This is a genomic window from Pseudomonas sp. GW822-FHT04C11 (genome assembly GCF_058800905.1).
The window spans coordinates 73,371-98,170 of sequence record NZ_JBXAMS010000003.1 but is presented as its reverse complement, the minus strand read 5'-3'; the positions used below and the strand labels follow the sequence as shown (position 1 = coordinate 98,170).

Below are 24,800 nucleotides of genomic sequence, written 5' to 3'. Positions count from 1 at the left end.
CTCGACTGCGCAGCAGTCGTAAGGCCTGCAGATGCGGTCTGCCTGGTAGAAATCGGGCCCACCATTGAGGACCGCTTCGCGCTCCAGCGGGAGCAAGCTCCCTCGCCACAGGGGATAGACGCTCGAGCCACCGAGTTTCGTGCCTCATATCAATGCTTTAATTCGTGCGCGTTGGCGGCAGCGGTTGATCGTGGCAGGATGTCGAGGTTATCGACCGAGACCCCCTCACCATGCCTCAATCCCAAGCCAAAAATCTGTCCCTGATCGCCGCTATAGACCTGGGCTCGAACAGCTTTCATATGGTCGTGGCCAAGGCCCTGCACAATGAAATCCGTATTCTCGAGCGGCTTGGCGAGAAGGTTCAGTTGGCCGCGGGGATCGACGAAGAGCGCCAACTTACCGAAGAATCCATGCAGCGCGGGCTCGATTGCCTGAAGCGCTTTGCCCAACTGATCAACGGCATGCCACCGGGCGCCGTGCGGATCGTCGGCACCAACGCCCTGCGTGAGGCGCGCAACCGTGGCGAATTCATCCGCCGCGCCGAAGAAATCCTCGGTCACCCGGTAGAAGTCATCTCCGGTCGTGAAGAAGCCCGCCTGATCTACCTTGGCGTCTCCCACACCCTCGCCGACACACCGGGCAAGCGTCTGGTGGCCGACATCGGCGGTGGCAGTACCGAATTCATCATCGGCCAGCGCTTCGAGCCGCTGCTGCGCGAAAGCCTGCAAATGGGCTGCGTCAGCTACACCCAGCGCTATTTCCGCGACGGCAAGATCACCCCGGCCCGTTACGCCCAGGCCTACACGGCGGCGCGGCTGGAGATCATGAGCATCGAGCACGCCCTGCACCGCCTGACCTGGGATGAAGCGATCGGCTCCTCGGGCACCATCCGTGCCATTGGTCTGGCGCTGAAGGCGGGTGGCCACGGGACTGGCGAGGTCAATGCCGAAGGTCTGTCCTGGCTCAAGCGCAAGCTGATCAAACTCGGTGACGTTGAAAAAATCGATTTCGAAGGCATCAAACCGGATCGCCGGGCAATTTTCCCGGCTGGCCTGGCGATTCTCGAAGCGATCTTCGACGCTCTCGAACTGCAACGCATGGATCACTGTGAAGGCGCCCTGCGTGAAGGCGTGCTCTATGACCTGCTGGGCCGTCATCACCACGAAGACGTCCGCGAGCGCACCCTCAGCTCGCTCATGGAGCGTTACCACGTCGACGTGGGACAGGCCGACCGCGTCGAACGCAAAGCACTTCACGCATTCGATCAGGTGGCCGATGACTGGGACCTGAATGACGGCGTCTGGCGCGACTTGCTGGGCTGGGCCGCCAAGGTCCACGAAGTCGGGCTGGATATCGCCCACTATCAATTCCACAAGCACGGCGCCTACCTGATCGAACACTCCGATCTGGCCGGTTTTTCACGTGAAGACCAGCTGATGCTGGCGCTGTTGGTACGCGGCCACCGCCGCAATATTCCCAAGGACAGGTTTGCCGAGTTCGGCGATGACGGCATCAAGCTGATTCGCCTCTGCGTGCTGCTGCGCTTCGCGATTCTGTTCCATCACATCCGTGGCACCCAAAAGATGCCGCAGGTCACGTTGCAAGCCAACGGCGATACCCTGGATGTGTTGTTCCCGGAGAACTGGCTGGACGAAAACCAGCTGACCCAGGCCGACTTCGCGCTGGAAGCGGAATGGCTGACCCGCGTCAACTTCGTGCTTAACGTTCGCTAAAGGCCCGTTAAAACACGATCCCGTAGGAGCATGGCTTGGTGCGGGGGGCGTTCCGACGATGGCGTCTGTGAGATCGCCATCGCCGGCAAGCCGTGCTCCTACGGCGTTAACTAACAGTCAGAATCGGGCTACCCAAACGCTCCAGCAAGGTTGCCTGGGCGCTGCGCGGGTTCTGGTTGCCGGTCGGTGTGTTGCGGATGTAACGGCCGTCCGGCTGCAGGCTCCAGCTGTGGGTGTTATCGGTGAGGTAAAGCTCCAGCTCTTTCTTGACCCGGGTAATCAGCTTCTTGCCTTCCACCGGGAAGCAGGTCTCGACGCGTTTATCGAGGTTGCGCTCCATCCAGTCGGCACTCGACAGGAACATCTGCTCTTCACCGCCGTTGAGGAAGTAGAAGACCCGCGTGTGTTCCAGGAAGCGACCGATGATCGAGCGCACGTGGATGTTGTGCGAAACCCCGGCGATACCCGGCCGCAGGCAGCACATGCCGCGTATCACCAGATCGATCCGCACCCCCGACTGACTGGCTTTGTACAACGCGCGGATAACCTTCGGGTCGGTCAGCGAGTTGAACTTGGCGATGATGTGCGCCGGTTTGCCATCAAGGGCGAACTGGGTTTCCCGGGCAATCATGTCGAGCATGCCCTTCTTCAGCGTGAACGGCGCATGCAGCAGTTTTTTCATGCGCAGGGTTTTACCCATGCCGATCAACTGGCTGAACAGTTTGCCGACGTCTTCGCACAAGGCGTCGTCGGACGTCAGCAGGCTGTAGTCGGTGTAAAGGCGGGCGTTGGCGGCGTGGTAGTTGCCGGTGCCCAAGTGGGCGTAGCGGACAATCTCGCCAGCCTCGCGGCGCAGGATCAGCATCATCTTGGCGTGGGTCTTGAAGCCCACCACGCCGTAGATCACCACCGCGCCGGCCGCTTGCAGGCGGCTGGCCAGTTGCAGGTTGGACTCTTCGTCGAACCGCGCACGCAATTCGATCACCGCGGTGACCTCCTTGCCGTTACGCGCTGCGTCGACCAGGGCGTCGACGATTTCCGAGTTGGCGCCGCTGCGGTAAAGGGTCTGGCGGACCGCCAACACGTGCGGGTCCTTGGCCGCCTGGCGCAGCAAATCGACCACCGGAGTGAAGGACTCGAACGGGTGCAGCAGCAGAATGTCCTGCTTGCTGATCACGCTGAAAATGTTCTCGCTGTTCTGCAGCAGTTTCGGGATCTGCGGGGTGAACGGCGTGTATTGCAGCTCCGGGTGACTGTCCAGGCCGGTGATGCTGAACAGCCGCGTCAGGTTGACCGGACCGTTGACCTGATACAGCTCGGTCTCGCTCAGGTTGAACTGCTTGAGCAGGTAGTCGGACAGGTGTTTCGGGCAGGTGTCCGCGACTTCCAGACGCACCGCGTCACCGTAGCGACGGGAGAACAGCTCACCGCGCAGCGCGCGGGCCAGGTCTTCGACGTCTTCGGTGTCGACCGCCAGGTCTGCGTTTCGGGTCAGGCGGAACTGGTAGCAGCCCTTGACCTTCATGCCCTGGAACAGGTCGTCGGCGTGAGCGTGGATCATCGACGACAGGAACACATAGTTGTCGCCGGTGCCACCGACTTCTTCCGGCACCTTGATCACACGCGGCAGCAAACGCGGGGCCGGGATGATCGCCAGACCGGAATCGCGACCGAACGCATCGATACCTTCGAGTTCGACGATGAAGTTCAGGCTCTTGTTCACCAGCAACGGGAACGGGTGCGTCGGGTCGAGACCGATCGGGGTGATGATCGGCGCGATCTCGTCGCGGAAATAGCGGCGCACCCAGGTCTTGAGTTTGGTGGTCCAGTAGCGGCGACGAATGAAGCGGACCTGATGTTTTTCCAGTTCCGGCAGCAGGATGTCGTTAAGGATCGCGTATTGGCGATCGACGTGACCGTGCACCAGATCGCTGATGCGCGCCAGCGCCTGATGCGGTTGCAAGCCGTCGGCACCGGCTTGTTCACGGGCGAAAGTGATCTGTTTCTTGAGCCCGGCAACACGAATCTCGAAGAACTCGTCCAGGTTGCTGGAGAAGATCAGCAAAAACTTCAGCCGTTCCAGCAAGGGATAGGACTCATCCAGCGCCTGCTCCAGCACGCGGATGTTGAACTGCAGTTGCGACAGTTCGCGATGGATGTACAGGCTGCTGTCATCCAGACCCGGAATCGCGACTGCCGGCGCCACCGGTGCAGCTTCGGCTACCACCACCGCGGGCGGGGCAGGCTCGATTTCGACGACAGGCTCAACCAGGGGTTGAGCTTCTTTTACGGCAACTTCAGTAAGTCCTTCGGTATTCATCGGATGTTCCTGGGAGGGCTATTGTTGCTCTCGTAACAATTGAGCGGCACGTACGGCAAAGTAAGTCAGGATGCCATCAGCTCCAGCGCGTTTAAAAGCGGTCAGGGACTCTAGAATAACCCCTTCGCTCAGCCAGCCATTCTGGATTGCTGCCATGTGCATCGCGTACTCACCGCTGACCTGATAGACAAAGGTCGGCACTTTAAATTCTTCTTTGACCCGGTAAAGGATGTCCAGGTACGGCATGCCTGGTTTGACCATGACCATATCCGCGCCTTCTGACAAGTCCGCCGCCACTTCGTGCAGGGCTTCGTTGCCGTTGGCCGGGTCCATTTGATAGGACGCCTTGTTGGCCTTGCCCAGGTTCAGCGCCGAACCCACCGCATCGCGGAACGGACCGTAATAGGCGCTGGCGTACTTGGCCGAGTAAGCCATGATCCGCACGTTGACGTGACCGGCCAGCTCCAGCGCTTCACGAATCGCCTGGATGCGGCCGTCCATCATGTCCGACGGAGCCACCACCTGCGCACCGGCAGCGGCGTGGGACAAGGCCTGTTTGACCAGCGCATCGACGGTGACGTCGTTCTGCACATACCCTTCTTCATCCAGAATACCGTCCTGACCGTGGGTGGTGAACGGGTCCAGCGCTACGTCGGTAATCACCCCCAGCTCCGGGAAGCGTGCACGCAGGGCACGGGTGGCACGCTGGGCGATACCCTCCGGGTTCCACGCCTCGGCAGCGTCGAGGGATTTGAGTTCGGCCGGGGTCACCGGGAACAGCGCCACGGCTGGAATGCCCAGCTCGACCCACCGGGCCGCTTCTTCAAGCAACAGGTCGATCGTCAGGCGTTCGACACCTGGCATCGAGGTAACCGCTTCGCGACGGTTTTCGCCGTCGAGCACGAAGACCGGAAGAATCAGGTCATTGGTGGTCAGGACGTTTTCACGGACCAGACGACGAGAAAATTCATCACGACGGTTGCGACGCAGGCGGGTTGCAGGAAACAAACGATTGGCGGGGGTAAAGCTCACGGCAGACTCCTGAGCCCGCGCTGACGGGCGAGCGTGACAGTTATAAGCGGTCATTATGACCAACACATTACAGTTATGTGCACCCCTGCGACCTGTAGTCGCAACCATTGTCCTTGTAGGAAATGTTCACGTCGAGACACATTTCGACACTTTCCTGAATGTGCCTGAAGGGTTAGGCTGCGCGTTCATTTCGCCAGCACCCAGACAATGCTCCAACAATTTCTGCATGACTTCGGCTACTTTGCCCTTTTCCTCGGGACGTTCTTCGAAGGCGAAACCATTCTGGTACTCGCAGGCTTCCTCGCGTTCCGCGGATACATGGACATCAACCTGGTGGTAATCGTGGCGTTCTTCGGCAGTTACGCCGGCGATCAGCTGTGGTACTTCCTGGGGCGCAAGCACGGCCGCAAACTGCTGGCGCGCAAACCACGCTGGCAACTGATGGGTGATCGGGCGCTGGAGCATATCCGCAAGCACCCGGACATCTGGGTGCTGAGCTTTCGCTTCGTCTACGGCCTGCGCACGGTAATGCCCGTGGCCATCGGCCTGTCGGGTTACCCGCCGGGACGCTACCTGATACTCAATGGTATTGGTGCAGCGATCTGGGCCAGCGCCCTGGCGGCTGCCGCTTACCACTTTGGCGCGGTGCTCGAAGGCATGCTCGGCAGCGTCAAGAAGTACGAACTGTGGGTACTCGGCGCCCTGCTGGTGCTGGGCTTCTGCCTCTGGCTGCGCCGGCGTTTCAAGAATGCTCGCCTCGCCAAGCAGATCTACGAAGACGATCAGCTCCTGCAAGCTGAAGAGGCCAAGAGCAGCGAACCTACGACGCCAGTCGAGTGATGCGGTTTTTGCAGCAGTAGAGACCGATGCCGCTGAGCAGGCTGTAACTGAGCAGGCCGATCCAGCCCACCGCGCTGGCCGGCCATAGCCCGACCAGCGGCGCCAGCCAGACCAGCGGCAGGTTCAGCGCCAGCCGCAGCAACTCCAGCTTCAACGCCTGTGGGCGATTCTCCAGCGCCACGCCCAGCACAAACAAACCCAGCGCCACCGCCCCCCAACCCAACACCAGGGCCGCAGCTGGCAAGCTTCGCTGCAGATTCATCAGGTAGCTGCCCAGCGCGATGTACAAGCAAAACTGCAGCGCGATATACACCTGCTGTCGCCCATCCAGCGGCACCTCGAATTTGCGGAACTGACTCAGGTCCGGCTTGTTCATCGGGTACTTCGCCGCCACGTCCGCCGGCCGCCAACCGGTGCGCATGAACCATATTCGCAGCTTGTCCCACCAGCGTTCGGCGCGTCGTGCATCGGCCCATAACTGCGCATAGAACTGCACGTTCGCCCACAACGGGTTCCAGCTCGCCAACGGTGTGGTCACGCCAAAAATCACCGGTTCGTTGTCGTCCTCTTCCTGGAACGAGCCAAACAGCCGATCCCAGATAATGAACACCCCACCGTAGTTGCGATCCATGTAGAGCGCGTTCTGCGCATGGTGAGCCCGATGGTTGGAGGGCGTGACGAAGAACCATTCGAACCAGCCGAGCTTGGGGATGTGTTTGGTGTGAACCCAGAATTGATACAACAGGTTCAGCGCCGCGACGCTGACGAACACCAGCAGCGGCACGCCGAGTACCGCCATCGGCAGGTAGAAAATCCAGCTCAGCAGGAACCCGGTGCTGGTCTGGCGCAACGCCGTGGAGAGGTTGTAGTCCTCGCTTTGGTGATGCACCGAATGCGCCGCCCAAAGGATGTTGCGCTCATGCCCCATGCGGTGCAGCCAGTAGTAGCAGAAGTCATAGAGGACAAAGGCGAACACCCAGACCCAAATGCTCTCGGCCGACAGCTCGAACAACGCCAGATGCTTCAGCGCGAACGCGTACGTCACCAGCCCCACACCTTTGGTCAGCAGGCCGGTGGTGGTCGACAACACGCCGGTGCTGAGGCTGTTGATCGCATCGGCCAGGCGATAATTACGCACCCCGCGCCAACGATCCGCCAGCAGCTCGATGGCAATCAACACGAAGAAAAACGGCACCGCATACAGAATGAAGTCCATGACGCGACCTGATCGCAATGGTGATGACTGATCCTAGGTGTAGCCGTGAAATAACCCTATGGCAACGAGTGACAAATTAGTGGACATTTAACGCCATGAAACTGGAGAAGAACCCATGAGCAAAAAAGTTGCAGTGATACTTTCCGGCTGTGGCGTGTATGACGGCGCCGAGATCCATGAAAGCGTGATGACCCTGCTGCGCCTCGACCAACGCGGCGCGCAGGTGCAGTGTTTCGCCCCTGATATCGCGCAATTGCATGTGATCAACCACCTGACGGGCAAAGAAATGCCCGAGTCGCGCAACGTGCTGGTGGAGTCGGCGCGCATTGCCCGCGGGCAAGTGAAAGACCTGCGCGAGGCCAACGCCGAAGACTTCGATGCGTTGATCGTGCCCGGTGGTTTTGGTGCGGCGAAGAACCTGTCCAACTTCGCCATCGAAGGCGCCGGTTGCAGCATTCAGCCAGATGTCCTGGCGCTGGCCGAAGCCTTTGCCGAAGCCGGCAAACCGGTTGGCCTGATCTGCATCTCGCCGGCGTTGGCGGCGAAAATCTACGGCCCGGGCGTGACCTGCACCATCGGCAACGACGCCGACACCGCCGCCGCCATGACCCGTATGGGCGCGACCCATGTCGATTGCGCCGTCGGCGAGATCATCGAAGACAAGGCACGCAAACTGGTCAGCACTCCGGCCTATATGCTGGCGCAATCGATCAGCGAAGCGGCTTCAGGGATCAACAAGCTGGTTGATCGGGTACTGGAACTGACTCACGAGAATGCGTAAACCTTCTCTGACAGTCGAGAGCTTTGTGGCGAGGGGGCTTGTCAGGGTTTTCGGGATAGCCGGGTGATGATCCGGTCCAGCGCATTGGCGAACGCCTGCTTCTCGCGATCGCCAAACGGCGCTGGCCCGCCCCCCATTTGGCCCTGCTCGCGCAGGTCGGTGAACAGGTTACGCACCGCCAACCGATCGCCCATGTTCTGCGCATCGAACTCCTTGCCCCGCGGATCCAGCGCGGCAACGCCTTTCTTCACCAAGCGGTCGGCCAGCGGTACATCGCTGCAAATCACCAACTCACCCGGGATTGCGTGCTCCACCAGGTAATCGTCGGCGGCATCCGGGCCGCTCGGCACCACGATCAACTTCACCAGGGCCAGGCCCGGCTTGATCTGCGGCTGCCCGGCCACCATCACCACCTCAAACTGGCGCTTGAGCGCAAACTTCACCACCAGGTCCTTGGCTGCCCGAGGGCAGGCGTCGGCATCGATCCAGACACGCATTGTGTTTACCTCTTTCAAAAGCATCGCGGGCAAGCCTTGCTCCTACAGGGTTTCCTGTCGTGCCACAAACACGTGAACGACACGAATCCGTAGGAGCAAGGCTTGCCCGCGATAATGAGCGCAGCGAATACGGTTAAGACACTTGCACCCGCCGCTTCTCCGCCATGCGACTACGGCTATACAGCACGACAATCGCCAGAATCGCCACCGCCTGCGCACCCAGCGAATAAGCGTCAGCGTGAATCCCCAACCAGTCGAAGTCAAAGAATGGCACCGGACGAGTGCCGAAGATCCCGGCCTCCTGCAAGGCCTTGACGCCATGCCCGGCGAACACCACCGACAACGCGCAGAGCAAACCGGCGTTGATCCCGAAGAACAGCGCCAGCGGCAGTTTCGCCGAACCGCGCAGGATCACCCAGGCCAGACCAATCAACAGCACCAGCGCCGTGGCGCCACCTGCCAATACCGCGTTATGCCCGGCCGGGCCGGCTTGCAGCCACAGGGTTTCGTAAAACAGCACCACTTCGAACAGCTCGCGGTAGACCGAGAAAAACGCCAGCGCGGCAAACCCGAAACGCCCACCGCCGCTGACCAGGCTGCTCTTGATGTAATCCTGCCAGGCCGCCGCGTGGCGACGGTCGTGCATCCACACCCCGAGCCAGAGCACCATGACACTGGCAAACAATGCGGTGCAGCCTTCCAGCAACTCGCGCTGGGCACCGCTGACATCGATCACGTACGCCGCCAGCGCCCAGGTCGCCAGACCGGCCACCAGTGCCAATCCCCAACCGATGTTGACGCTGCGAATCACCGACTGCTGACCGGTGTTGCGCAAGAACGCCAGCACCGCAGCCAGGACCAGAATCGCTTCCAGCCCTTCGCGCAACAGAATCAGCAAGCCGGAGACATAGCTCAGCGACCAGCTCAAACCATCGCTGCCCAGCAGGTCCGCGGACTCCTTCAGCTTGGTTTTGGCAAACGCCAGCCGTTGCTCGACTTGCTCGATCGGCAGCCCGTCCTGCAACGACTGACGGTAAGCCATCAGGGATTTTTCAGTGTCTTTGCGCACTACGGTGTTGACGTTGTCCAGCGAGCTTTCGACCAGTTCGAAGCCCTCCAGGTACGCCGCTACCGAGAGGTCATAAGCCTGCTCGCGCTCGCCGGCACGGTAAGCGGCCAGGCTCTTGTCGAGGGTCGCGGCGGTGTAATCGAGCAACTGCGCCGGGCCACGCTTGACCTGCGGCGGTTGGGCGCGCTGGGCGCGGAACGTGGCGGCTGCCTGAGGGCCTTCGGCCGCCAGCACTTCCATCGGGGTCTGCCGGGCAAGGTCGGCAAGGTTGAAGTTCTTTTCACTTTTGGCCGCAGCCGGATCGGCGCTGAACGCGGCGATGTAGGTCGCCAGATCCCAGCGCTGACGCTCGTCGAGTTGATCGGCGAAGGCTGGCATGTCCGTGCCTTCGATGCCCTGCCCCAACGTGCTGTAGATCGCGTACAGGCTCAGGCGGTCGAGCCGCGTGGCATCACGCAGATTGGCCGGTGGCGGCGTCAGGCCAACACCTGCAGGACCATCACCGGCACCGGCGTCGCCATGGCACACCGAGCAGTGCTGCGCGTACAACGGCGCACCGCGCGTGGGATCCGGGGTAATGATCGGTGCCTGACTGACTTCATACGCCACCGCCAGTTTCGCGCCCAATTGCCGCGCTTGTCGGGCCACCTCCGCACCGTCCTGACGCTGGGTCACCGCGTTGCGCAGATTGCTCACGCCCTGCTCAATTTCCGCTCGCTCGGGTTTGGCCGGCAGCGCAACGATCAGCCCCTGCAAAACGCCAAGAAACTCCAGCTGTTCGCGGTATTCGCCGTCATCGATGACCTGGCCCGCCTCCACGGTCGCCGGATAATCGGCACCGATGTAATCGAGTAAATGCAGTGCCTGTGGCGCACCTTCCAGCGTGTCGGCCAGCAGGTTGAAACTGCACAGGGCAAACAAAGGGAACACCAGCCAGGCCAGGAAACGGGACGGGGCAGTCATGAATGAATCTCAATTGATAATACGAAGTAACACATTGTTCACTCTCAATGCTTTCCGCTCAAGCTTTGTCGTCCACAGTTTGAGGATTCGGACACCTCCCGGATGGTGGCACCAATAGAAAAAATGAAATTAAAAAGCCATCACATAGCCAGTATCCGCGCTTATAATGCCGCGCCCTCGTTATTGCGATCGGGCATTTAAGCTCCTCTTTTTATGAGGATTTGGCATGGAAAGCCATTTTCCCTGTCGATTGGTTCACCCAGCCCGACCAGCACGCTCGGCTGTTTAAACTCAGGGAAGAAGTACTCATGGCATCCCGCGCCCTCACCTCGATCGCGCTCAGCGCAGTCACTTTGCTTGCCGGTTGTTCGGCCTTTCGCAGCTACGACACAGAACTGCAGCAAACCAACCAGCAGTTGGCCAGCGGTCACGTCGACGCCGCACTGACACTGCTGGAAAAGAACAACACAGGTGAAAACAAGGACCTGCTCTATTACTTCGAGAAAGGTGAACTGCTGCGCGCCAAGGGTGACCTGACCGGCAGCCAGACCGCCTGGAGAAGCGCGGACCAGGTCGTCGGTACCTGGGAAGAGTCGGTCAAGCTGGACACCGACAAATACCTGACCCAGTTCGGCAGCTTTCTGGTCAATGACAAGGTCCGCCGCTACGAAGGCTATGACTACGAAAAAGTCATGCTGACCACGCAAATGGCCTTGAACCTGCTGGCGGTGAACGATTTCGACGGTGCCCGTACCGAAATCAAGAAAACCCACGAACGTGAAGCGGTGATCGCCGAACTGCGCGACAAGGAATACCTCAAGCGCGAGGACGAGGCCGAGAAGCAAGGCGTCAAGACTCAGTACAAGGACCTGCAGGGTTACCCGGTGGCGAGTCTCGACGCGCCTGAAGTGGTCGGCCTGAAGAACAGCTATCAGAGCGCATTCAGTCATTACCTGGCCGGTTTCGTCTACGAAGCCCTGGGTGAAAAAGACCTGGCCGCGCCGGGCTATCGCAAAGCCGCCGAACTGCGCCCCAACACGCCGTTGCTCGAACAAGCGCTGCTGAACCTGGACAAGCCGGCTGGCAAAAGCGAAGAAAGCGACATCCTGATCGTCGTGCAAAGCGGCCTCGCGCCAGCCCGCGACTCGATTCGCATCCCGCTGCCACTGCCGATCAGCAACAACGTGGTGATCACGCCGTTGTCATTCCCGGTGATCAAGCCTGACACCTCGACCGTGACTTACGCGCAGATCGGCGTCGACGGCCAGCAACAGAACCTGACCCAGCTCAACAGCACTACGGCCATGTCCCGTCGCGCACTGCGTGACGATATGCCCGGGATCATCCTGCGCACCACCGTCCGCGCGATAACTCGCGCTGTGGCGCAAAAGAAGATCAACGAGACCAATCCACTGGCCGGTCTGGCCGTGGGTATTTCGTCGGCGGTGATGGAGGGCGCGGATACCCGCACCTGGCGCACCCTGCCCGACAACACCCAGGTGGTGCGCCTACGCCTGGCCAAAGGCGAGCATCAACTGAGCCTGCCAAACGCTCTGGGCGGTTCGCGAATCACGGTCAAGGTCGATCAGCGCTTCCAGGTGATCAGCCTGCGTACGGTGGGCAATCAGGTGTTCGCCAGTGGCGCCGCCGCCCACGTGATCCCTAGCGCCACCCCGCAAGTCGTGGCCAGCGTCAAACAACCTTAAGCGGAGCTTCTCCATGCGTTTCAAACTGATTACTGTCGCCACCCTGGCTCTGCTGGCCGGTTGCGCCACCCCGCCGCCACCTGCGCCCGGCAGTGCCGCGAGCACAGTCGTGGTGATGAACAAGTTCAACAACATCGCCATAGGCGCGATGCGGGTCGCCCGTGAAAACGGTTTCCTGACCGTCAAGGTCGCGCTGAACAACACCAGCCACACCAACATGACGATGTACTACCGCTTCGTCTGGCTGGGCGATGACGGCTTCCCGGTGGCCGATGAAGAAAGCTGGAAAACCCTGAACCTGTATGCCGCGCAGGCCACGTTCCTGCCAGCCATCGCGCCTGTGCCCAAGGCCACCGACTTCCGCCTTGAAGTCAAAACTCCTTAAGCCCCCCTATTTCGTGACAGAGAGACACTCCCATGTTTGCACGCTTTTCGTTCCTCGCCGTGGTCGCCCTTCTGGCCAGCGGCTGCGCCAACAACTCGCCGGTCCTGGGCGGGAAAAACATCGGTTACGGCGACAGCAAGGCTGTGGAGCTGGTGACCAACGAGTTCGGTTCCACTGACCTGCAGATGATCGCCGAGTCCATGACCCGTTCCCTGGCCCAGTCCGGCATCTTGCAGGGCCGCCCGGTCGTGCAGGTCTACGACGTGAAGAACAAGACCAGCGAATACATCGATACCCGCGAAATCACCACCAGCATCAAGACTCAACTGATGAAGTCCGGTACCGCCCGTTTTGCCAGCGACAACACCGCGATGCAGAGCCAGGTTGACCAGCTCAAGCTGCAAAACCAGAGCGGCCTGTACAAGAAAGGCACCGTGGCCAAGACCGGCAACATGATCGCCGCCAAATACCGTCTTGAAGGTTCGATCAGCTCGATCGTCAAGCGCAGCAGCGATTACAAGGACGTTTTCTACAAGTTCAGCCTGCAACTGATCGACGTTGAAAGCGGCCTGGCCGAGTGGATGGACGAGAAAGAGATCCGCAAAACCACGGAGCGTTAAGCAATGCGTGCATGGATTGGCATCATGGCCCTGGCCTGCGCGTTTGGCGCGCAGGCGGCCCCGAAAATCGCGGTCACCGACCTCGCCTACCAAGAGCGGGTGGAGCAGTACATCCACATCGTCTCTGCTCAGAGCAACATGCAGGCGGGCATGTACCACGCCAGCGGCTCGTCGAGCTACAACGAGGTCGAGGCCAGCAGCAGCTATATCGAGCAAGGCGAGCTTCGCAAGTTCACCGGCGACATCAAGGGCGAGATTCTCAAGTCCGGGATGTTCCAGCTGGTGCAGGGCACGCCGTACACGGCCAAGTCCAAGGAAGACGTCTACGACGTGATCAAGCGGATCAAGGCCGGTAACTACAAGGGCGCCGACTATGTGTTGTTCGGCACCCTGTCGGATATCGACTTCACCCGCGACATCACCTCGCTGGCCAACACCGACAGCTACTCGGCGATTCTCGGCCTGAACCTGGTGGCGGACTTCAGCCTGATCAATACCCGGACGTTTGAAATCACCTCGGCGTTCACCGCCATGGGTGAAGGCCAGGACACCAAGCTGGTCAACGGCAACGATGTCAAAGTGTCGCTGAATCGCCCACGGGTGGTACGTGATGTGTCCAAGTCGCTGGGTGAGGATGTGGCCCGTCAGTTGGCCGAGCAACTCGGTCGCGGCGTTCAGCAACAGCCGGGGCAAGCACCGCTGCGCAATAACCTGCCGCAGGATACGGCGCCGGTTATTCTGCGCTGAGTAACATTCGCGGGAACGAAAAAGGCGACCTCTTGAGGTCGCCTTTTTTGTGCGTTGCGGGTGTTATACCGCTGCTCTGCGAATGGTCGCCAGCAGCCCGGCCGCACCAATGAACAGGCCGGCAAACGTACGGTTCATCCGTCGTTGTTGCTTGGGTGTGCGCAGCAGTCGCAGTACCTTGGAAGCGAGGCCGGTATAGCCGGCCATCACGATCAGGTCCACGCAGATCATCGTTATGCCCAGGATCAGGTACTGCGCCACCAACGGCGCGTGCGGGTCGATGAACTGCGGCAGCACCGCCAGCATGAATACCAGCGCTTTAGGGTTGCTGACATTCACCAGGAACCCGCGAAACAACAGCGCCAGCGGTTTGCCGATCTGCCGAATGGCCGCGTCATCGCTCATGTTGCTGGGCAGTGCGCGCCATTGCTTGACCGCCAGATACACCAGGTACGCCACGCCAAACCATTTGATCGCGTAGAAGGCCGTGGCCGATGCGGCGAGGATCGCGCCCACACCGGCGGCGACAATCGCAATCTGCATCGCCAGCCCCAGTTGCAGGCCAAGGGCGTTCCAGTAGCCGCGCCAGAAACCGTATTGCAAACCACAGGACATCGACGCAATAGCACCGGCGCCCGGGGAAAGACTGATCACCCAACAGGCGGCAAAAAACGCCAGCCATGTCTCAAGCACCATCACACACCTCGACTCAGACTCGTTATAGACGTCTAAGCTAATGCGCTGGCCTGTGAATGACTATCGTTTTTTTGCAGAAAAATGGCCCTGCCGACCAGCGTTAGCGGCAGCCCGGCTTATTTTCCGAAGCTGCTCGACAACGCTTCGCTGCCGCGCCAGCGTCATACCGAACGCTGGCAGGCCGCTATCAGGACAGCGCTTCCAGCTCTGCCTGCATGCTTTCGAGCAGTTCCAGGGCTTCCATCCAGGTTTCTTCAAGCTCGGCTTCGCGCACTTTCAGCTTGGCCTGTTCGGCCAGCAGATCACGCAACTCGTCCTTGCGGGCGGCTTCGTAGACGGCGCTGTCGCCGAGGCTGGTTTCGATCTTCGCCAGCTTCTCGTGCAACTTGCCCAACTCGGCTTCGAGCTTGTCGGCCTCGCGCTTGTGCGGCGCCAGTTGCTGACGCAACGCAGCAGCAGCCTGACGCTGGGCTTTCTTGTCGGTCTTGTCCGGATTGACCGGCGAGTTGTTCACCGGCGCATTGCGCTGGCGATAATCGACCAGCCAACGGGCGTAGTCTTCCAGATCGCCGTCGAACTCTTCGACCTTGCCGTCGGCCACCAGGTAGAAGTTATCCGTGGTGCTTTTGAGCAGATGACGATCGTGGGAGACCACCAGCACTGCGCCACTGAATTCCTGCAGGGCCATGGTCAGCGCCAGGCGCATTTCCAGGTCCAGGTGGTTGGTCGGTTCGTCGAGCAGCAACAGGTTTGGCCGGCCCCAGGCGATCAACGCCAGTGCCAGACGGGCCTTTTCACCACCGGAGAAATTCAGCACCGGCTCGTCGATCCGCGCACCGCGGAAGTCGAAACCGCCGAGGAAGTCGCGCAGGGTCTGCTCGCGTTCAGTCGGCGCCAGACGCTGCAAATGCAGCAACGGGCTGGCCTTGGAATCCAGCGAATCCAGCTGATGCTGGGCAAAGTAGCCGACCACAGTGTTTTCGCCACGGGTCAAGCGGCCGGACAACGGTTCGAGTTCACCGGCAAGGTTTTTGATCAGGGTCGATTTACCGGCACCGTTGGGGCCGAGCAAACCGATCCGTGCGCCAGGAATCAGTTGCAGCTTGACCTTCTCCAGCACGGCTCGCTCGCCATAACCCAGACGGGCGTCGGAGAGGTCGATCAATGGGCTGGAAATCTTCACCGACTCGCGAAAGACGAAGTCGAACGGCGAATCGACGTGGGCGGCGGACAGCTCCTCCATCCGCTCCAGCGCCTTGATCCGGCTCTGGGCCTGACGGGCCTTGGTGGCCTGGGCCTTGAAGCGGGCGATGTAGCTTTCCATGTGCGCACGTTGCGCCTGTTGCTTCTCGTAGGCCTGTTGTTGCTGGGCCAGACGTTCGGCACGGGCACGCTCAAACGCCGAGTAGCCACCGCGATAGAGGGTAATCTTGCGCTGGTCGACGTGAGCCACGTGATCGACCACGGCGTCGAGGAAATCGCGGTCGTGGGAAATCAGCAGCAAGGTGCCAGGGTAGCTCTTGAGCCACTCTTCCAGCCAGATAATCGCGTCGAGGTCCAAGTGGTTGGTCGGTTCGTCGAGCAGCAACAGGTCCGACGGGCACATCAGCGCCTGCGCCAGGTTCAGGCGCATCCGCCAGCCACCGGAGAAATCTCCGACCTGACGATCCATCTGTTCGTTGGTGAACCCCAGACCCGCAAGCAACTTGCGCGCCCGGGCATCGGCGGTGTACCCGTCGGCGCTGTCGAGTTCTGCGTGCAGACGCGCCTGCGCGGCACCGTCATGGGCGGCTTCGGCGGCGGCGAGGTCGCGTTGCACCTCACGCAGGCGCAGGTCGCCATCGAGCACGTAGTCGACCGCCAGGCGTTCGAGCGTCTCGATCTCCTGGCGCATGTGGGCGATGCGCCAGTCGGCCGGCAGGAAGCAGTCACCCGAGTCCGGGTGCAGTTCGCCCCGGATCAAGGCGAACAGGCTGGATTTGCCGGCGCCGTTGGCACCGATCAGGCCGGCTTTGTGACCGGCGTGCAGGGTCAGCTCGGCGTCTTCTAGCAGACGTTGCGGGCCACGTTGTAAAGTCAGGTTCTGAAGTCGAATCATAATGGCGGCGGAGTCTACCAGCTTCGCTCGCAACTGGCGCGAGTAGCACTATGTCCTCTGACCTGTGGAGCTTTTCCCTGACCCTCTACACCCGAGCGGGTGTTGAGGACGCCTGCCTGAAGCTGCAAGCAGCCGGCGCCGACGTTTGCCTGTTGTTGTGCGCCGCCTGGCTCGGACAGCGCGGCGTGAGATGCAATGCACAACGCCTGCAACACCTCCAGCACCTGGCAGGGCCATGGCATGCGGAAGTCGTGCAACCGCTTCGACAACTGCGCACGCAATGGAAAGCCGCTGCCCTCGACGACGAGGAACTGAATACGTTACGCACGCAAGTCAAAGCTCTGGAGCTGGAAGCGGAGCGGCAACTGTTGTTGCGTCTGGAAAATGCGGCGCAAGCATGGCCGCAGGGTCAAGCCAAAGACCTTGCCGTGTGGCTGGAAGGGTTGGCGGCGAGCGCCGCCAACCTGAACCGCGACGCGCTGAATCAGCTGCGCGTCGCAGTGACCGGCACTTAGGAAGCGCTGGTCGGGGTGCTGGCAGTGCTTGCAGCCGCTGCCGGTGCAGGCGAAGCGGCTGGCGTGCTTGCGGATGGAGCAGGTGAAGCCGCCGGTGCAGGCGTCGCAGGCTTGGCAGCCGCTGGTGCGGTCGCCGGTTTTGCTGCAGCTGGTTTTGCGGCGGCAGGTTTGGCCACGACTGGCTTTTTCACCGCCGGCTTGGCTGCTGGTTTGGCAGCAGACGTTGCAGGTTTCGCAGCAGCCGGTTTGGCAGCGCTGGACGTTGCTGGCTTGGCAGCGACGGCGGGTTTAGCTGCGGGCTTGGCCGGCGCTTTGGCAGCTGCGGTTTTGGCCGCTGGCTTGGCGGCAGGTTTTGCAGCAACCGGTTTAGCAGCTGGCTTGGCAGCCGGTTTCACCGCAGCGGTTTTGGCTGCTGGTTTGGCAGCAGTTTTTGCAGCTGGTTTCGCTGCGGCAGGTTTGGCGGCGGCAGTTTTAGCAGCCGGTTTGGCTGCTGGTTTAGCGGCAGCTGGTTTGGCAGCGGTCGGTTTGGCAGCCGGTTTGGCAGCACTGGCAGCGACTGGTTTTTTCGCTGCAGGTTTGGCGGCGGCTTTCGCTGGAGCCTTGGCCGGCGCCTTGGCAGCTACCGGTTTGGCAGCCGGTTTTTTCGTGGTGCCAGCAGCGGCGGCTGGCTTGGCCGAACGCAGGGTCAGCGTTTTGCCGACAGCCTCTTTCACGCGACCAATACCCTGGGCCAGTTTCAGGCTTTCCTGGGCATCACGCTTGAGTTGCAGAATGTAGCTGCGAGTCTCGGACTGACGCTCCTTGAGCGCGTCCAGCAGGTCTTCAAGTTCTTGAACCGCATCTTTGGCCTTGGCTTGTGCCTTGGCTTTGCCGGCCGCCGCAGCGTCCTGCAATTTGGTGCGAGATTTGTGCAGTTTTTCCTGTGCTTTTCCGCGCTGCTTTTCCAGTTTGGCGAGCAGTTTTTCAGCATCAGCCAAGGCTTGGGAACAAGCGTTTTCCAAATGCTCGAGCAAGCTGCCCGAGAGCTGATGGAGTAAGTGCAACGGAGTATTTACAGGCTTCTTATTGGCCGACATGGTTTACCTCCTGGCTGACGTGAGTGCGGCTCATACTAGACCTCTGCTGCTACCGCCGCTAGGGCATGTTGACAGTATCGAGTGCCGGGCGTTGCAGCGATTTGAAAATGTTCTGCGCACACTTAAAAGCAGTTCACCGGTCACAGCATTCTCACTGGCATAATCCTCCCCATCTCAGGCTGGAGAGTGCCCATGTCGCGTTACCTTTTTTTACCCTTGTGCGTGTTTTTTTCAATGGCTCAAGCCGCAGAAAAAGCTACGGAAACCGACGCCCATGATCTCGCCTACAGCCTCGGTGCCAGTCTGGGTGAACGTCTGCGCCTGGAGGCTCCCGATCTGCAAATCCAGGCACTGGTGGAGGGATTGCAACAAGCCTATCAAGGCAAGCCACTGGCGCTGAAGGATCAGCAAATCGAGCAGATTCTCGCCGAGCACGAAGCACAAATGGCCGAGCAACCCGCCGTGCCGCAAAGCGAAGTTGCCCTGGACAAGGAGCAACGTTTCCTGACGGCCGAGAAGGCAAAACCAGGGGTTCGCGAACTGGCGGATGGCATCCTCCTGACCGAACTGGTCGCGGGCAGCGGCGCCAAGGCCGGACCCAATGGCAAGGTGCAGGTTCGCTACATTGGCAAGCTGCCCGATGGCACGGTGTTCGATCAGAACAACCAGGCGCAATGGTTCAGCCTCGACAGCGTGATCAGTGGCTGGCGCAGTGCGTTGCAACAGATGCCGGTGGGTGCGAAATGGCGCCTGGTGATTCCATCCGCGCAAGCCTACGGCGCCGATGGCGCGGGGGACCTGATTGCGCCGTTCACGCCGCTGGTGTTTGAAATCGAACTGCTCGGCGCGACGGGCTGAGCAATCGCCCAAACGAAAAACGGTGCGCAATGCGCACCGTTTCAGGGATCGTTTGTATCGAGGAGAAACTCAGGCTTGCTCTGGAGTTTCTTCCTTGTGGGCCGTGTGCAGCACTTCGATCAGGCAATCTTCCAGTTCGAAGCGCTCGTGCAACAGACCGCCGAGCTCCTGGAATTTCTCGGCAACGCACTTGCCTGCATCGCAGAGATCGTTGAACGCCAGCAGCTTCTCGGTGATCACGTCGATGCGCGGGTAAATGGTTTCAGCCAATTCAAGCCCGCGTGTATCACCGAACGCCTTGGCTTCGCCCGTCAGTTGTTCGTAGATTTCGAAGTGGCCGGCAGAGACGTAATCGACCAGGACACCACAGAACTCCTGCAACGGCTTGCGGTTTTCGCCCAGAGTCTCAGGCTTGGCGCCGAGAGCATCATAGGCTCGAACCAGTTCGTGACGCTCCTGCAACCAACGATCGATCAGCAGATGCACTCCACCCCAGCGTTCCTGAGCATTCTGACAACTTTCGAGCATGGTGATCTCTCTTCCCTTATGGGTAATGCCGCCCGCACTCGCCGCAAAACTTGAAAATCAAGATTTGGCCAGGCTGAGCACCATCGAGCAACAATTCCAATGATACGTGCGGGCCAGATTATGCCCGCACGCCAACAGCTTCAAGGTACGCAGGAGATAAAGTTCATACAAGTGTTTAATCAGCCGCCCTGCCCCGGTGCGACGACTCGCCGCTGGGCGGTCGCTGATACGCATACCAGACCAGCCGCACGATCTGGTAAACCCCGAGAATCGTCACTCCGACAAAAAACAACAGACTCCATTCCGGAATACTCAGGTCGAACAGCGTCCAGGAAATTTCCGCGCAGTCAGCCGTTCCGCTGAAAACCCTCTCCACAACACACAGCCAGGACATGTCGGTGAACAGGCCTTCCAGACCGGGAGAGCACCCCGACACGTGTTGAACCGAATCACTTTGCAATACCACCTGGCGCCACGCTGTCACCATTCCCGCCAGGCTGCAGAACAGACCGAGCAGCCAATAAAGTAAACAGCCCAGGCGCCTGGGCCCGTGCAGCGCGGCGATCAGGCAGACCATCGTGAACAGGACGAGAAAAAGCCGCTGCAACAGGCACAGCCCGCACGGCTTGAGCCCGATAGAGAACTCCAGATAGTACGAAGCGCCCAAGGCCAGGGCGCCCGCTATGAAAGCCATGAAAAACAAGGAACGTGTGCAGGCCAAAGACATGGCTTATCCGTAACAGAAGAGACAGGCAGTTACGGTAGAGGAAAGCCCTCTGGCCTTTCAAGGCAAGGCAGTGCGGAGACTTCGCCAAAGATGTAGGGAATTCCCGACAGAAGAGACAGGATCAAATGTAGTCCCTTGTAAGACGCTGCCTATACCCGGCATGACAAGGAAGAATTTTACGGTATTCAAACGCCGGGGCGCCCGTTCGGGCGACCCGGTCGTCCAGCACCTTACACGCGGGCGGGCACCGGCAAAGGCGAAGCCAGCAGGCGCTTGTCCAGCAACCCCAGGCCTTCCTGGAAGAGCTGGTTGCTGCGCTCGGTGTCACCCAACTGAGCCAGCAGACGTGCGAGCTCGGCACAGGCCTCGGGGTTGCGCTGAACCCGCAAGCTGCTTTCCAGATAGTCCCGTGCCTTACCCCACAGGCTGCTTTGCAAACACAACCGCCCCAGGGTCAGCAGCAAGCTTGGGTCGCCAGGATGGTCCTTCAACCAACCCTCGGCCACGTGCAGTTGCCGCGCCGGATCGCTGCCACGCAGCAAGCCATACAGCCGCGCCAGATGGCTGTCATATTTACGTTTGAGCGCCCCGCGCAAAACCTCTTCTGCCTCGACCTCAGCCCCCAGTTGTCGCAACTGTTCGGCATAGGCCAGCACCAGTTGCGGTTCTTGGCGCTGAGCGGAAGTCAGCTGTTGCCAGGCGCGATTGAGTGCCTGTAATCCAACCGTACCGTCTTCCTCCCGGCGAGCTGCCAGGGTGAGGTTTTCACCCCAGGCACGACGCTCCAGCTCTGCCAGCTCGCTGGCCGGCAGAACCTTGTCCTTGCGCAATTCCGGTAGCAGGCGAATGACCGCCGACCAGTCGCCACGCTGTTGATGCAAACGTTGCAACTGACGCAAGACCTGAACGCTGTGAGGATGACGCTCGTGCATGGCCTGAAGAGTTGTCAGCGCACCGTCGGTATCGCCACGATCGGTCTGCAACTGCGCATGACTCAAGGCAATCGCCAACTCGGCCTGAGGCTGACGCTCCAGCGCACGCTCCAGCAAGCTGTCGCTTTCGTCATAACGACCTTGCTCGTTCGCCGCTCGCGCAGCCCCCAGGTAGTAGAGCAGCGGCTGGCGTTCGGCTTCAGCAGCGCGAGACAAGTGACGCTGAGCGCTGGCCCAACGACCTTCAGCCAGGTCCAGCTGGCCATGCTCGATCGCCACTTGCACACGACGACTGCGGTTGCGGTTCGACCAGGGATTGACTACACCGCTGGAAGTGGCCACCAACTCGATCAGCATCTTGATGCCCCATAGCACCAGCCAGATCACCGCCACCAGCGCCAACGTCGCCCACAGGCTCGATTCGTAGCGGAAGGTCTTGTAGGCGATCAGCACGTAACCCGAGTGCTGGGCGATGGCCAGTCCCAACGCCCCGGCGGCGGCGATGAGCAAAAACACAATCACATAAAGTCGCTTCATGGGCTGGTCACCGGCGTAGTGCTCGCGGCAGGTTTCACCGAGTCCTCGGCACTGACGTTACGCCGCTCCAGATACGCCTGCACCGTGCTCAGGGTGGTTGCCAGGTCAGGCGTGATGACCGTTACCGGTTGTTTGCTCAACTCGGCAACCTGTTCGAGCATCACTTTGCTTTGCGGGTTGTCCTGATTGAAGCTGCCTTTGAGCACATCCCGCGCCTCGGTCAGCGCCTGGGTATACACCGGCGCCTGGCCGTTGAGCGCGGCCCATTGCGCTTGCTCAAGCGCCAGGCTCAGTGCCAGACGGACCTGAGTCAGGCTTTGCCCGGCGAGCAATGGACGAATGTTTTTATCGGCATTGAAATCGATGCGAATGTAGCGCGAAATCTGGTCCCACCATTGCGCCCAGCGACTGGCGCCATCGCCATCGGAGGTCAGGGCCGAGAGCGAATCGCGCTCATGAAACTCCGGGGCGAGTTCGCTGAGTTCAGCCACCTGATCACGCAAGGCACCCAGTTGCAGGAACAACCCGGTGCGATCCGGTTGCTCGGTACTGCGCAGCGCAGCAAGACTTTTCGCAATCTGCTCGCGGGCGGCGAAAGAGCCCGGATCATTCTGCTCTCGAAGGATTTCATCGGCACCTTGCACCAGTGCCTGAGCGCTGCTGATGTCCTGCAAGGCAGACAGACGCAAACTGGCCAGACGCAGCAGGTGCTCGGCCTCGGCCAAGCGCCAATCCTTGCGGCTGGCGCCCAGAACCGTTTCCAGACGCTGATTCAAGCGCTGCTGGTCGCCCTGCAACTGGATCACCAGGCGTCGTCGGTCTTCCAGTTCATTGGCTGGCGGTAATTGCTCAATCCGGGCTGACAGGCGCTGCTCATTGAGCTTGAGGCTTTGTGCTTGATCGTTCAGGGCCTGCAACTGCCCCAATTGTTGCTGGTTGTTGGCTTGCAGGCTACGTACCTGCCAGATCCCCCAACCGCCAGCGGCAACCCCCGCGGCACCCAGCAACATTGCCAGGATCACCAGCCCTGAGCCACGGCGCGGCTCAGGGCTCTTTACAGTTTCAACCGACGCATCGAGCGCTGGCTGGACGTTATCTTTTGGCAAGGCTGTTTCGCTCACGTATCCATCCTTTGCATTAGAGAACGGGCCGGGTTTCCCGCAACGCCGTTAGCAAAGCCGCGGCACTGGCGCCACGACAATCCACAACTGTTTGGGCGCCGGCAGCCAGCGCCATCTCGGCTACCCGAGGGCTTGGAACAAACAAAGGCAACCGCGCCAACTCAGGCCAGGCGCTGCCCGCCAATTGGCGCAGGTGCTCAAATCCCTGCCCACTGCTGACCACTACGCCGTTCAAGCGTTCCGCTCGAATCCGCTCAGGCAATGCCCCCTCGGCATAGCGCGGCAAGCCGCGACGGTACAGCTCCAGATAATCGACACTAGCACCTTGCTCACGCAAACGCTCTGCGAGCAGTTCACGTCCACCCTCGCCGCGCATGATCAACACACGGGCATCGGCCCGGGCGATAGCCTCGCGCAACGGAGTCAGTTCAAGCAATGCTTCGCTGTCATCGCCCTCCACCGGGAAGCTGACGTCCAACCCATGATCCTGGAGGATCTGCGCGGTCGCCGCGCCCACGCTGAACCATTTCAAGCGCAGTGATTGCGAGCAGTACCGATCAAGCAGATCCACACCGATTCGGGCGGCCGGCTTGCTGACCACAATGACCGCGCAATAGCGATCCATACCCTGAATCACCTCGCGCATTGTCTCAGAGACAGGAATCGGCTCTATCTCCAAAAGCGGCAAGCTGCTGCTGAAAATCCCCTTTTCGGCAAGAATATCGGTCAGCATCGCCGAATCATCCACGGGACGCGTCAACAGCAGGCGCCACCCCGTCACTCGTGACCTGCCTCGCCATAGACCGACTTCAGAATGTCGTTGGCGCCCTGGCCAAGAAGGTCTTCGGCAACTCGTACACCCAAGGCTTCGGCATCGTTGCGTGGCGCACGACCCTCGGCACGGAGCAGCAGCCCCCCCTTCGGATCACCCACCAGGCCGCGCAGCCAGATCCGCTCGCCTTCGAGCACCGCGTAGCACGCGATCGGCACCTGACAGCCGCCGTTCAAATGCTTGTTCAACGCACGTTCGGCAGTGACCCGCGTGGCGGTGTCCTGGTGATGCAGAGGGGCAAGCAGGGCATGAATGTCAGTGTCGGCGCTGCGGCATTCGATACCGACAGCACCCTGGCCACCTGCTGGAAGACTGTCATCGACACTGATCGAAGAGCTGATGCGATCTTCAAAGCCCAGCCGAATCAAACCGGCCGCCGCGAGGATGATCGCGTCGTACTCACCGGCGTCGAGCTTGGCCAGCCGAGTGTTGACGTTGCCCCGCAGAAAGCGGATTTGCAGGTCCGGCCGGCGGGTCAGCAGTTGTGCCTGGCGACGCAGGCTGGAGGTGCCGACCACGCTGCCCTGAGGCAACTCGTCGAGGCTTGCATAGGTGTTGGAAACAAAGGCGTCACGTGGATCTTCGCGTTCGCAGATGCAAAACAGGCCTAGGCCTTCAGGGAAGTCCATCGGCACGTCTTTCATCGAGTGCACGGCAATGTCGGCTTCGTTTTCGAGCAGCGCGGTTTCCAGTTCTTTGACGAACAGGCCCTTGCCGCCGATTTTCGACAGCGGTGAATCGAGCAGCTTGTCGCCGCGGCTGACCATAGGCACCAGCGTCACGACCAGCCCCGGGTGGGCCTGTTCCAGACGAGCTTTGACGTATTCGGCCTGCCACAAGGCCAAGGCACTTTTGCGGGTAGCGATGCGGATTTCGCGAGGGGACATGGATCAATCCGTACTGAATAGATACAGCGGATAATAACAGCTCAGCCAAATCCGCTTTGACTTGTATCAGAAACAGCGCAGCCT

The 24,800-nt window shown here is 60.5% G+C and carries 23 protein-coding genes; 9 read left to right on the top strand and 14 right to left on the bottom strand.

The features are described 5' to 3' along the window. The first annotated feature begins 230 nt into the window (after nucleotides 1-230). A complete protein-coding gene (gene ppx / locus AC1RJ3_RS05980) occupies nucleotides 231-1,733 on the top strand; it encodes an exopolyphosphatase (protein ID WP_054594587.1) in 1,503 nt (500 codons plus the stop codon). Nucleotides 1,734-1,839: 106 nt separating this feature from the next. On the opposite strand, the gene ppk1 is transcribed toward ppx, so the two are convergent. Together ppk1 and hemB are read right to left on the bottom strand one after the other, a co-directional pair. Beyond that, nucleotides 1,840-4,053 (bottom strand): polyphosphate kinase 1, encoded by a 2,214-nt coding sequence (gene ppk1 / locus AC1RJ3_RS05975; RefSeq protein ID WP_493077934.1) that lies wholly within the window; start codon nucleotides 4,051-4,053, stop codon nucleotides 1,840-1,842. An 18-nt stretch (nucleotides 4,054-4,071) separates the two neighbouring features. Next, entirely contained in the window at nucleotides 4,072-5,085 is a 1,014-nt protein-coding gene (hemB, locus tag AC1RJ3_RS05970; RefSeq protein WP_054594589.1) for a porphobilinogen synthase, read from the bottom strand. A gap of 207 nt (nucleotides 5,086-5,292) precedes the next feature. Between hemB and AC1RJ3_RS05965 the strand changes: the two genes are divergently transcribed. Then, nucleotides 5,293-5,925: a DedA family protein gene (locus AC1RJ3_RS05965; RefSeq protein ID WP_493077932.1), complete on the top strand. Its 633-nt coding sequence runs from the start codon at nucleotides 5,293-5,295 to the stop codon at nucleotides 5,923-5,925. Here AC1RJ3_RS05965 and AC1RJ3_RS05960 read toward each other — a convergent pair. Then, entirely contained in the window at nucleotides 5,906-7,141 is a 1,236-nt protein-coding gene (locus tag AC1RJ3_RS05960) for a sterol desaturase family protein (RefSeq protein ID WP_493077931.1), read from the bottom strand. The two genes, AC1RJ3_RS05965 and AC1RJ3_RS05960, sit on opposite strands and share 20 nt — an antisense overlap. A 115-nt stretch (nucleotides 7,142-7,256) precedes the next feature. Between AC1RJ3_RS05960 and elbB the strand changes: the two genes are divergently transcribed. Continuing rightward, complete coding sequence (gene elbB, locus AC1RJ3_RS05955; protein ID WP_347928304.1) at nucleotides 7,257-7,922, top strand: isoprenoid biosynthesis glyoxalase ElbB; 666 nt, start codon at nucleotides 7,257-7,259, stop codon at nucleotides 7,920-7,922. Between the two features lie 41 nt (nucleotides 7,923-7,963). On the opposite strand, the gene AC1RJ3_RS05950 is transcribed toward elbB, so the two are convergent. Both AC1RJ3_RS05950 and AC1RJ3_RS05945 read right to left on the bottom strand, forming a co-directional pair. After that, nucleotides 7,964-8,419 carry a YaiI/YqxD family protein gene (locus tag AC1RJ3_RS05950; protein ID WP_493077930.1) on the bottom strand — a complete coding sequence of 152 codons (456 nt, stop codon included), beginning with the start codon at nucleotides 8,417-8,419 and terminating at the stop codon, nucleotides 7,964-7,966. 133 nt (nucleotides 8,420-8,552) lie between these two features. Beyond that, entirely contained in the window at nucleotides 8,553-10,451 is a 1,899-nt protein-coding gene (locus tag AC1RJ3_RS05945; protein WP_493077928.1) for an FTR1 family protein, read from the bottom strand. Nucleotides 10,452-10,759: 308 nt separating this feature from the next. Between AC1RJ3_RS05945 and AC1RJ3_RS05940 the strand changes: the two genes are divergently transcribed. From AC1RJ3_RS05940 to AC1RJ3_RS05925, 4 genes are read left to right on the top strand one after another with little or no spacing between them, the layout of a single operon-like run. Further along, on the top strand, nucleotides 10,760-12,157 hold the full coding sequence (locus AC1RJ3_RS05940) for a COG3014 family protein (protein WP_347928306.1): 1,398 nt from the start codon (nucleotides 10,760-10,762) through the stop codon (nucleotides 12,155-12,157). Nucleotides 12,158-12,170: 13 nt separating this feature from the next. Further along, nucleotides 12,171-12,542, top strand: a complete 372-nt coding sequence (locus tag AC1RJ3_RS05935) for a YcfL family putative periplasmic lipoprotein (RefSeq protein WP_347928307.1) — start codon at nucleotides 12,171-12,173, stop codon at nucleotides 12,540-12,542. 32 nt (nucleotides 12,543-12,574) lie between these two features. Next, a complete protein-coding gene (gene lpoB, locus AC1RJ3_RS05930) occupies nucleotides 12,575-13,162 on the top strand; it encodes a penicillin-binding protein activator LpoB (RefSeq protein WP_054594596.1) in 588 nt (195 codons plus the stop codon). 3 nt (nucleotides 13,163-13,165) lie between these two features. After that, a complete protein-coding gene (locus tag AC1RJ3_RS05925) occupies nucleotides 13,166-13,909 on the top strand; it encodes a penicillin-binding protein activator LpoB (RefSeq protein ID WP_054594597.1) in 744 nt (247 codons plus the stop codon). A 63-nt stretch (nucleotides 13,910-13,972) separates the two neighbouring features. On the opposite strand, the gene AC1RJ3_RS05920 is transcribed toward AC1RJ3_RS05925, so the two are convergent. Next, on the bottom strand, nucleotides 13,973-14,605 hold the full coding sequence (locus AC1RJ3_RS05920; RefSeq protein ID WP_054594598.1) for a LysE family transporter: 633 nt from the start codon (nucleotides 14,603-14,605) through the stop codon (nucleotides 13,973-13,975). 187 nt (nucleotides 14,606-14,792) lie between these two features. After that, complete coding sequence (locus tag AC1RJ3_RS05915) at nucleotides 14,793-16,703, bottom strand: ATP-binding cassette domain-containing protein (protein WP_216744323.1); 1,911 nt, start codon at nucleotides 16,701-16,703, stop codon at nucleotides 14,793-14,795. Nucleotides 16,704-16,753: 50 nt separating this feature from the next. On the opposite strand from AC1RJ3_RS05915, the gene AC1RJ3_RS05910 reads away from it, so the two are divergent. After that, nucleotides 16,754-17,218 carry a TIGR02444 family protein gene (locus tag AC1RJ3_RS05910; RefSeq protein ID WP_123581038.1) on the top strand — a complete coding sequence of 155 codons (465 nt, stop codon included), beginning with the start codon at nucleotides 16,754-16,756 and terminating at the stop codon, nucleotides 17,216-17,218. On the opposite strand, the gene AC1RJ3_RS05905 is transcribed toward AC1RJ3_RS05910, so the two are convergent. Beyond that, nucleotides 17,215-18,294, bottom strand: a complete 1,080-nt coding sequence (locus AC1RJ3_RS05905; protein ID WP_493077923.1) for an AlgP family protein — start codon at nucleotides 18,292-18,294, stop codon at nucleotides 17,215-17,217. The genes AC1RJ3_RS05910 and AC1RJ3_RS05905 overlap by 4 nt on opposite strands. Nucleotides 18,295-18,486: 192 nt before the next feature. Between AC1RJ3_RS05905 and AC1RJ3_RS05900 the strand changes: the two genes are divergently transcribed. Continuing rightward, nucleotides 18,487-19,152, top strand: coding sequence for an FKBP-type peptidyl-prolyl cis-trans isomerase (locus AC1RJ3_RS05900; protein ID WP_054594602.1), 666 nt, complete (start codon nucleotides 18,487-18,489; stop codon nucleotides 19,150-19,152). A 69-nt stretch (nucleotides 19,153-19,221) separates the two neighbouring features. Here AC1RJ3_RS05900 and AC1RJ3_RS05895 read toward each other — a convergent pair whose 3' ends face one another. The 6 genes from AC1RJ3_RS05895 to hemC all read right to left on the bottom strand — a co-directional run bounded on the left by AC1RJ3_RS05895 (nucleotide 19,222) and on the right by hemC (nucleotide 24,716). Continuing rightward, nucleotides 19,222-19,680 carry an Rsd/AlgQ family anti-sigma factor gene (locus AC1RJ3_RS05895; protein WP_054594603.1) on the bottom strand — a complete coding sequence of 153 codons (459 nt, stop codon included), beginning with the start codon at nucleotides 19,678-19,680 and terminating at the stop codon, nucleotides 19,222-19,224. Nucleotides 19,681-19,855: 175 nt separating this feature from the next. Then, the gene (locus tag AC1RJ3_RS05890) at nucleotides 19,856-20,407 is read right to left on the bottom strand and encodes a disulfide bond formation protein B (RefSeq protein WP_493077920.1); all 552 of its coding nucleotides are present in this window, start codon (nucleotides 20,405-20,407) and stop codon (nucleotides 19,856-19,858) included. 230 nt (nucleotides 20,408-20,637) lie between these two features. Next, nucleotides 20,638-21,876 (bottom strand): heme biosynthesis protein HemY, encoded by a 1,239-nt coding sequence (locus AC1RJ3_RS05885; protein WP_347928312.1) that lies wholly within the window; start codon nucleotides 21,874-21,876, stop codon nucleotides 20,638-20,640. Further along, nucleotides 21,873-22,997 (bottom strand): uroporphyrinogen-III C-methyltransferase, encoded by a 1,125-nt coding sequence (locus AC1RJ3_RS05880; RefSeq protein ID WP_493077917.1) that lies wholly within the window; start codon nucleotides 22,995-22,997, stop codon nucleotides 21,873-21,875. Before AC1RJ3_RS05880 ends, AC1RJ3_RS05885 begins: the two co-directional genes overlap by 4 nt. 16 nt (nucleotides 22,998-23,013) lie before the next feature. Further along, on the bottom strand, nucleotides 23,014-23,778 hold the full coding sequence (locus AC1RJ3_RS05875; protein ID WP_347928314.1) for a uroporphyrinogen-III synthase: 765 nt from the start codon (nucleotides 23,776-23,778) through the stop codon (nucleotides 23,014-23,016). After that, nucleotides 23,775-24,716 (bottom strand): hydroxymethylbilane synthase, encoded by a 942-nt coding sequence (gene hemC / locus AC1RJ3_RS05870; protein ID WP_493077915.1) that lies wholly within the window; start codon nucleotides 24,714-24,716, stop codon nucleotides 23,775-23,777. The genes AC1RJ3_RS05875 and hemC overlap by 4 nt, the downstream gene beginning before the upstream one ends. Nucleotides 24,717-24,800: the final 84 nt, after the last annotated feature.

Excerpts from the sequence above, each read along its gene's own strand:
- AC1RJ3_RS05890 (WP_493077920.1), bottom strand. The coding sequence starts at position 20,407 with ATGTCTTTGGCCTGCACACGTTCCTTGTTTTTCATGGCTTTCATAGCG.
- elbB (WP_347928304.1), top strand. The coding sequence starts at position 7,257 with ATGAGCAAAAAAGTTGCAGTGATACTTTCCGGCTGTGGCGTGTATGAC.
- AC1RJ3_RS05925 (WP_054594597.1), top strand. The coding sequence starts at position 13,166 with ATGCGTGCATGGATTGGCATCATGGCCCTGGCCTGCGCGTTTGGCGCG.
- lpoB (WP_054594596.1), top strand. The coding sequence starts at position 12,575 with ATGTTTGCACGCTTTTCGTTCCTCGCCGTGGTCGCCCTTCTGGCCAGC.
- AC1RJ3_RS05895 (WP_054594603.1), bottom strand. The coding sequence starts at position 19,680 with ATGCTCGAAAGTTGTCAGAATGCTCAGGAACGCTGGGGTGGAGTGCAT.
- ppx (WP_054594587.1), top strand. The coding sequence starts at position 231 with ATGCCTCAATCCCAAGCCAAAAATCTGTCCCTGATCGCCGCTATAGAC.
- AC1RJ3_RS05915 (WP_216744323.1), bottom strand. The coding sequence starts at position 16,703 with ATGATTCGACTTCAGAACCTGACTTTACAACGTGGCCCGCAACGTCTG.
- AC1RJ3_RS05965 (WP_493077932.1), top strand. The coding sequence starts at position 5,293 with ATGCTCCAACAATTTCTGCATGACTTCGGCTACTTTGCCCTTTTCCTC.
- AC1RJ3_RS05905 (WP_493077923.1), bottom strand. The coding sequence starts at position 18,294 with ATGTCGGCCAATAAGAAGCCTGTAAATACTCCGTTGCACTTACTCCAT.
- AC1RJ3_RS05960 (WP_493077931.1), bottom strand. The coding sequence starts at position 7,141 with ATGGACTTCATTCTGTATGCGGTGCCGTTTTTCTTCGTGTTGATTGCC.
- AC1RJ3_RS05940 (WP_347928306.1), top strand. The coding sequence starts at position 10,760 with ATGGCATCCCGCGCCCTCACCTCGATCGCGCTCAGCGCAGTCACTTTG.
- AC1RJ3_RS05885 (WP_347928312.1), bottom strand. The coding sequence starts at position 21,876 with ATGAAGCGACTTTATGTGATTGTGTTTTTGCTCATCGCCGCCGCCGGG.
- AC1RJ3_RS05950 (WP_493077930.1), bottom strand. The coding sequence starts at position 8,419 with ATGCGTGTCTGGATCGATGCCGACGCCTGCCCTCGGGCAGCCAAGGAC.
- AC1RJ3_RS05935 (WP_347928307.1), top strand. The coding sequence starts at position 12,171 with ATGCGTTTCAAACTGATTACTGTCGCCACCCTGGCTCTGCTGGCCGGT.
- AC1RJ3_RS05945 (WP_493077928.1), bottom strand. The coding sequence starts at position 10,451 with ATGACTGCCCCGTCCCGTTTCCTGGCCTGGCTGGTGTTCCCTTTGTTT.
- AC1RJ3_RS05910 (WP_123581038.1), top strand. The coding sequence starts at position 16,754 with ATGTCCTCTGACCTGTGGAGCTTTTCCCTGACCCTCTACACCCGAGCG.
- hemC (WP_493077915.1), bottom strand. The coding sequence starts at position 24,716 with ATGTCCCCTCGCGAAATCCGCATCGCTACCCGCAAAAGTGCCTTGGCC.
- AC1RJ3_RS05900 (WP_054594602.1), top strand. The coding sequence starts at position 18,487 with ATGTCGCGTTACCTTTTTTTACCCTTGTGCGTGTTTTTTTCAATGGCT.
- ppk1 (WP_493077934.1), bottom strand. The coding sequence starts at position 4,053 with ATGAATACCGAAGGACTTACTGAAGTTGCCGTAAAAGAAGCTCAACCC.
- AC1RJ3_RS05920 (WP_054594598.1), bottom strand. The coding sequence starts at position 14,605 with ATGGTGCTTGAGACATGGCTGGCGTTTTTTGCCGCCTGTTGGGTGATC.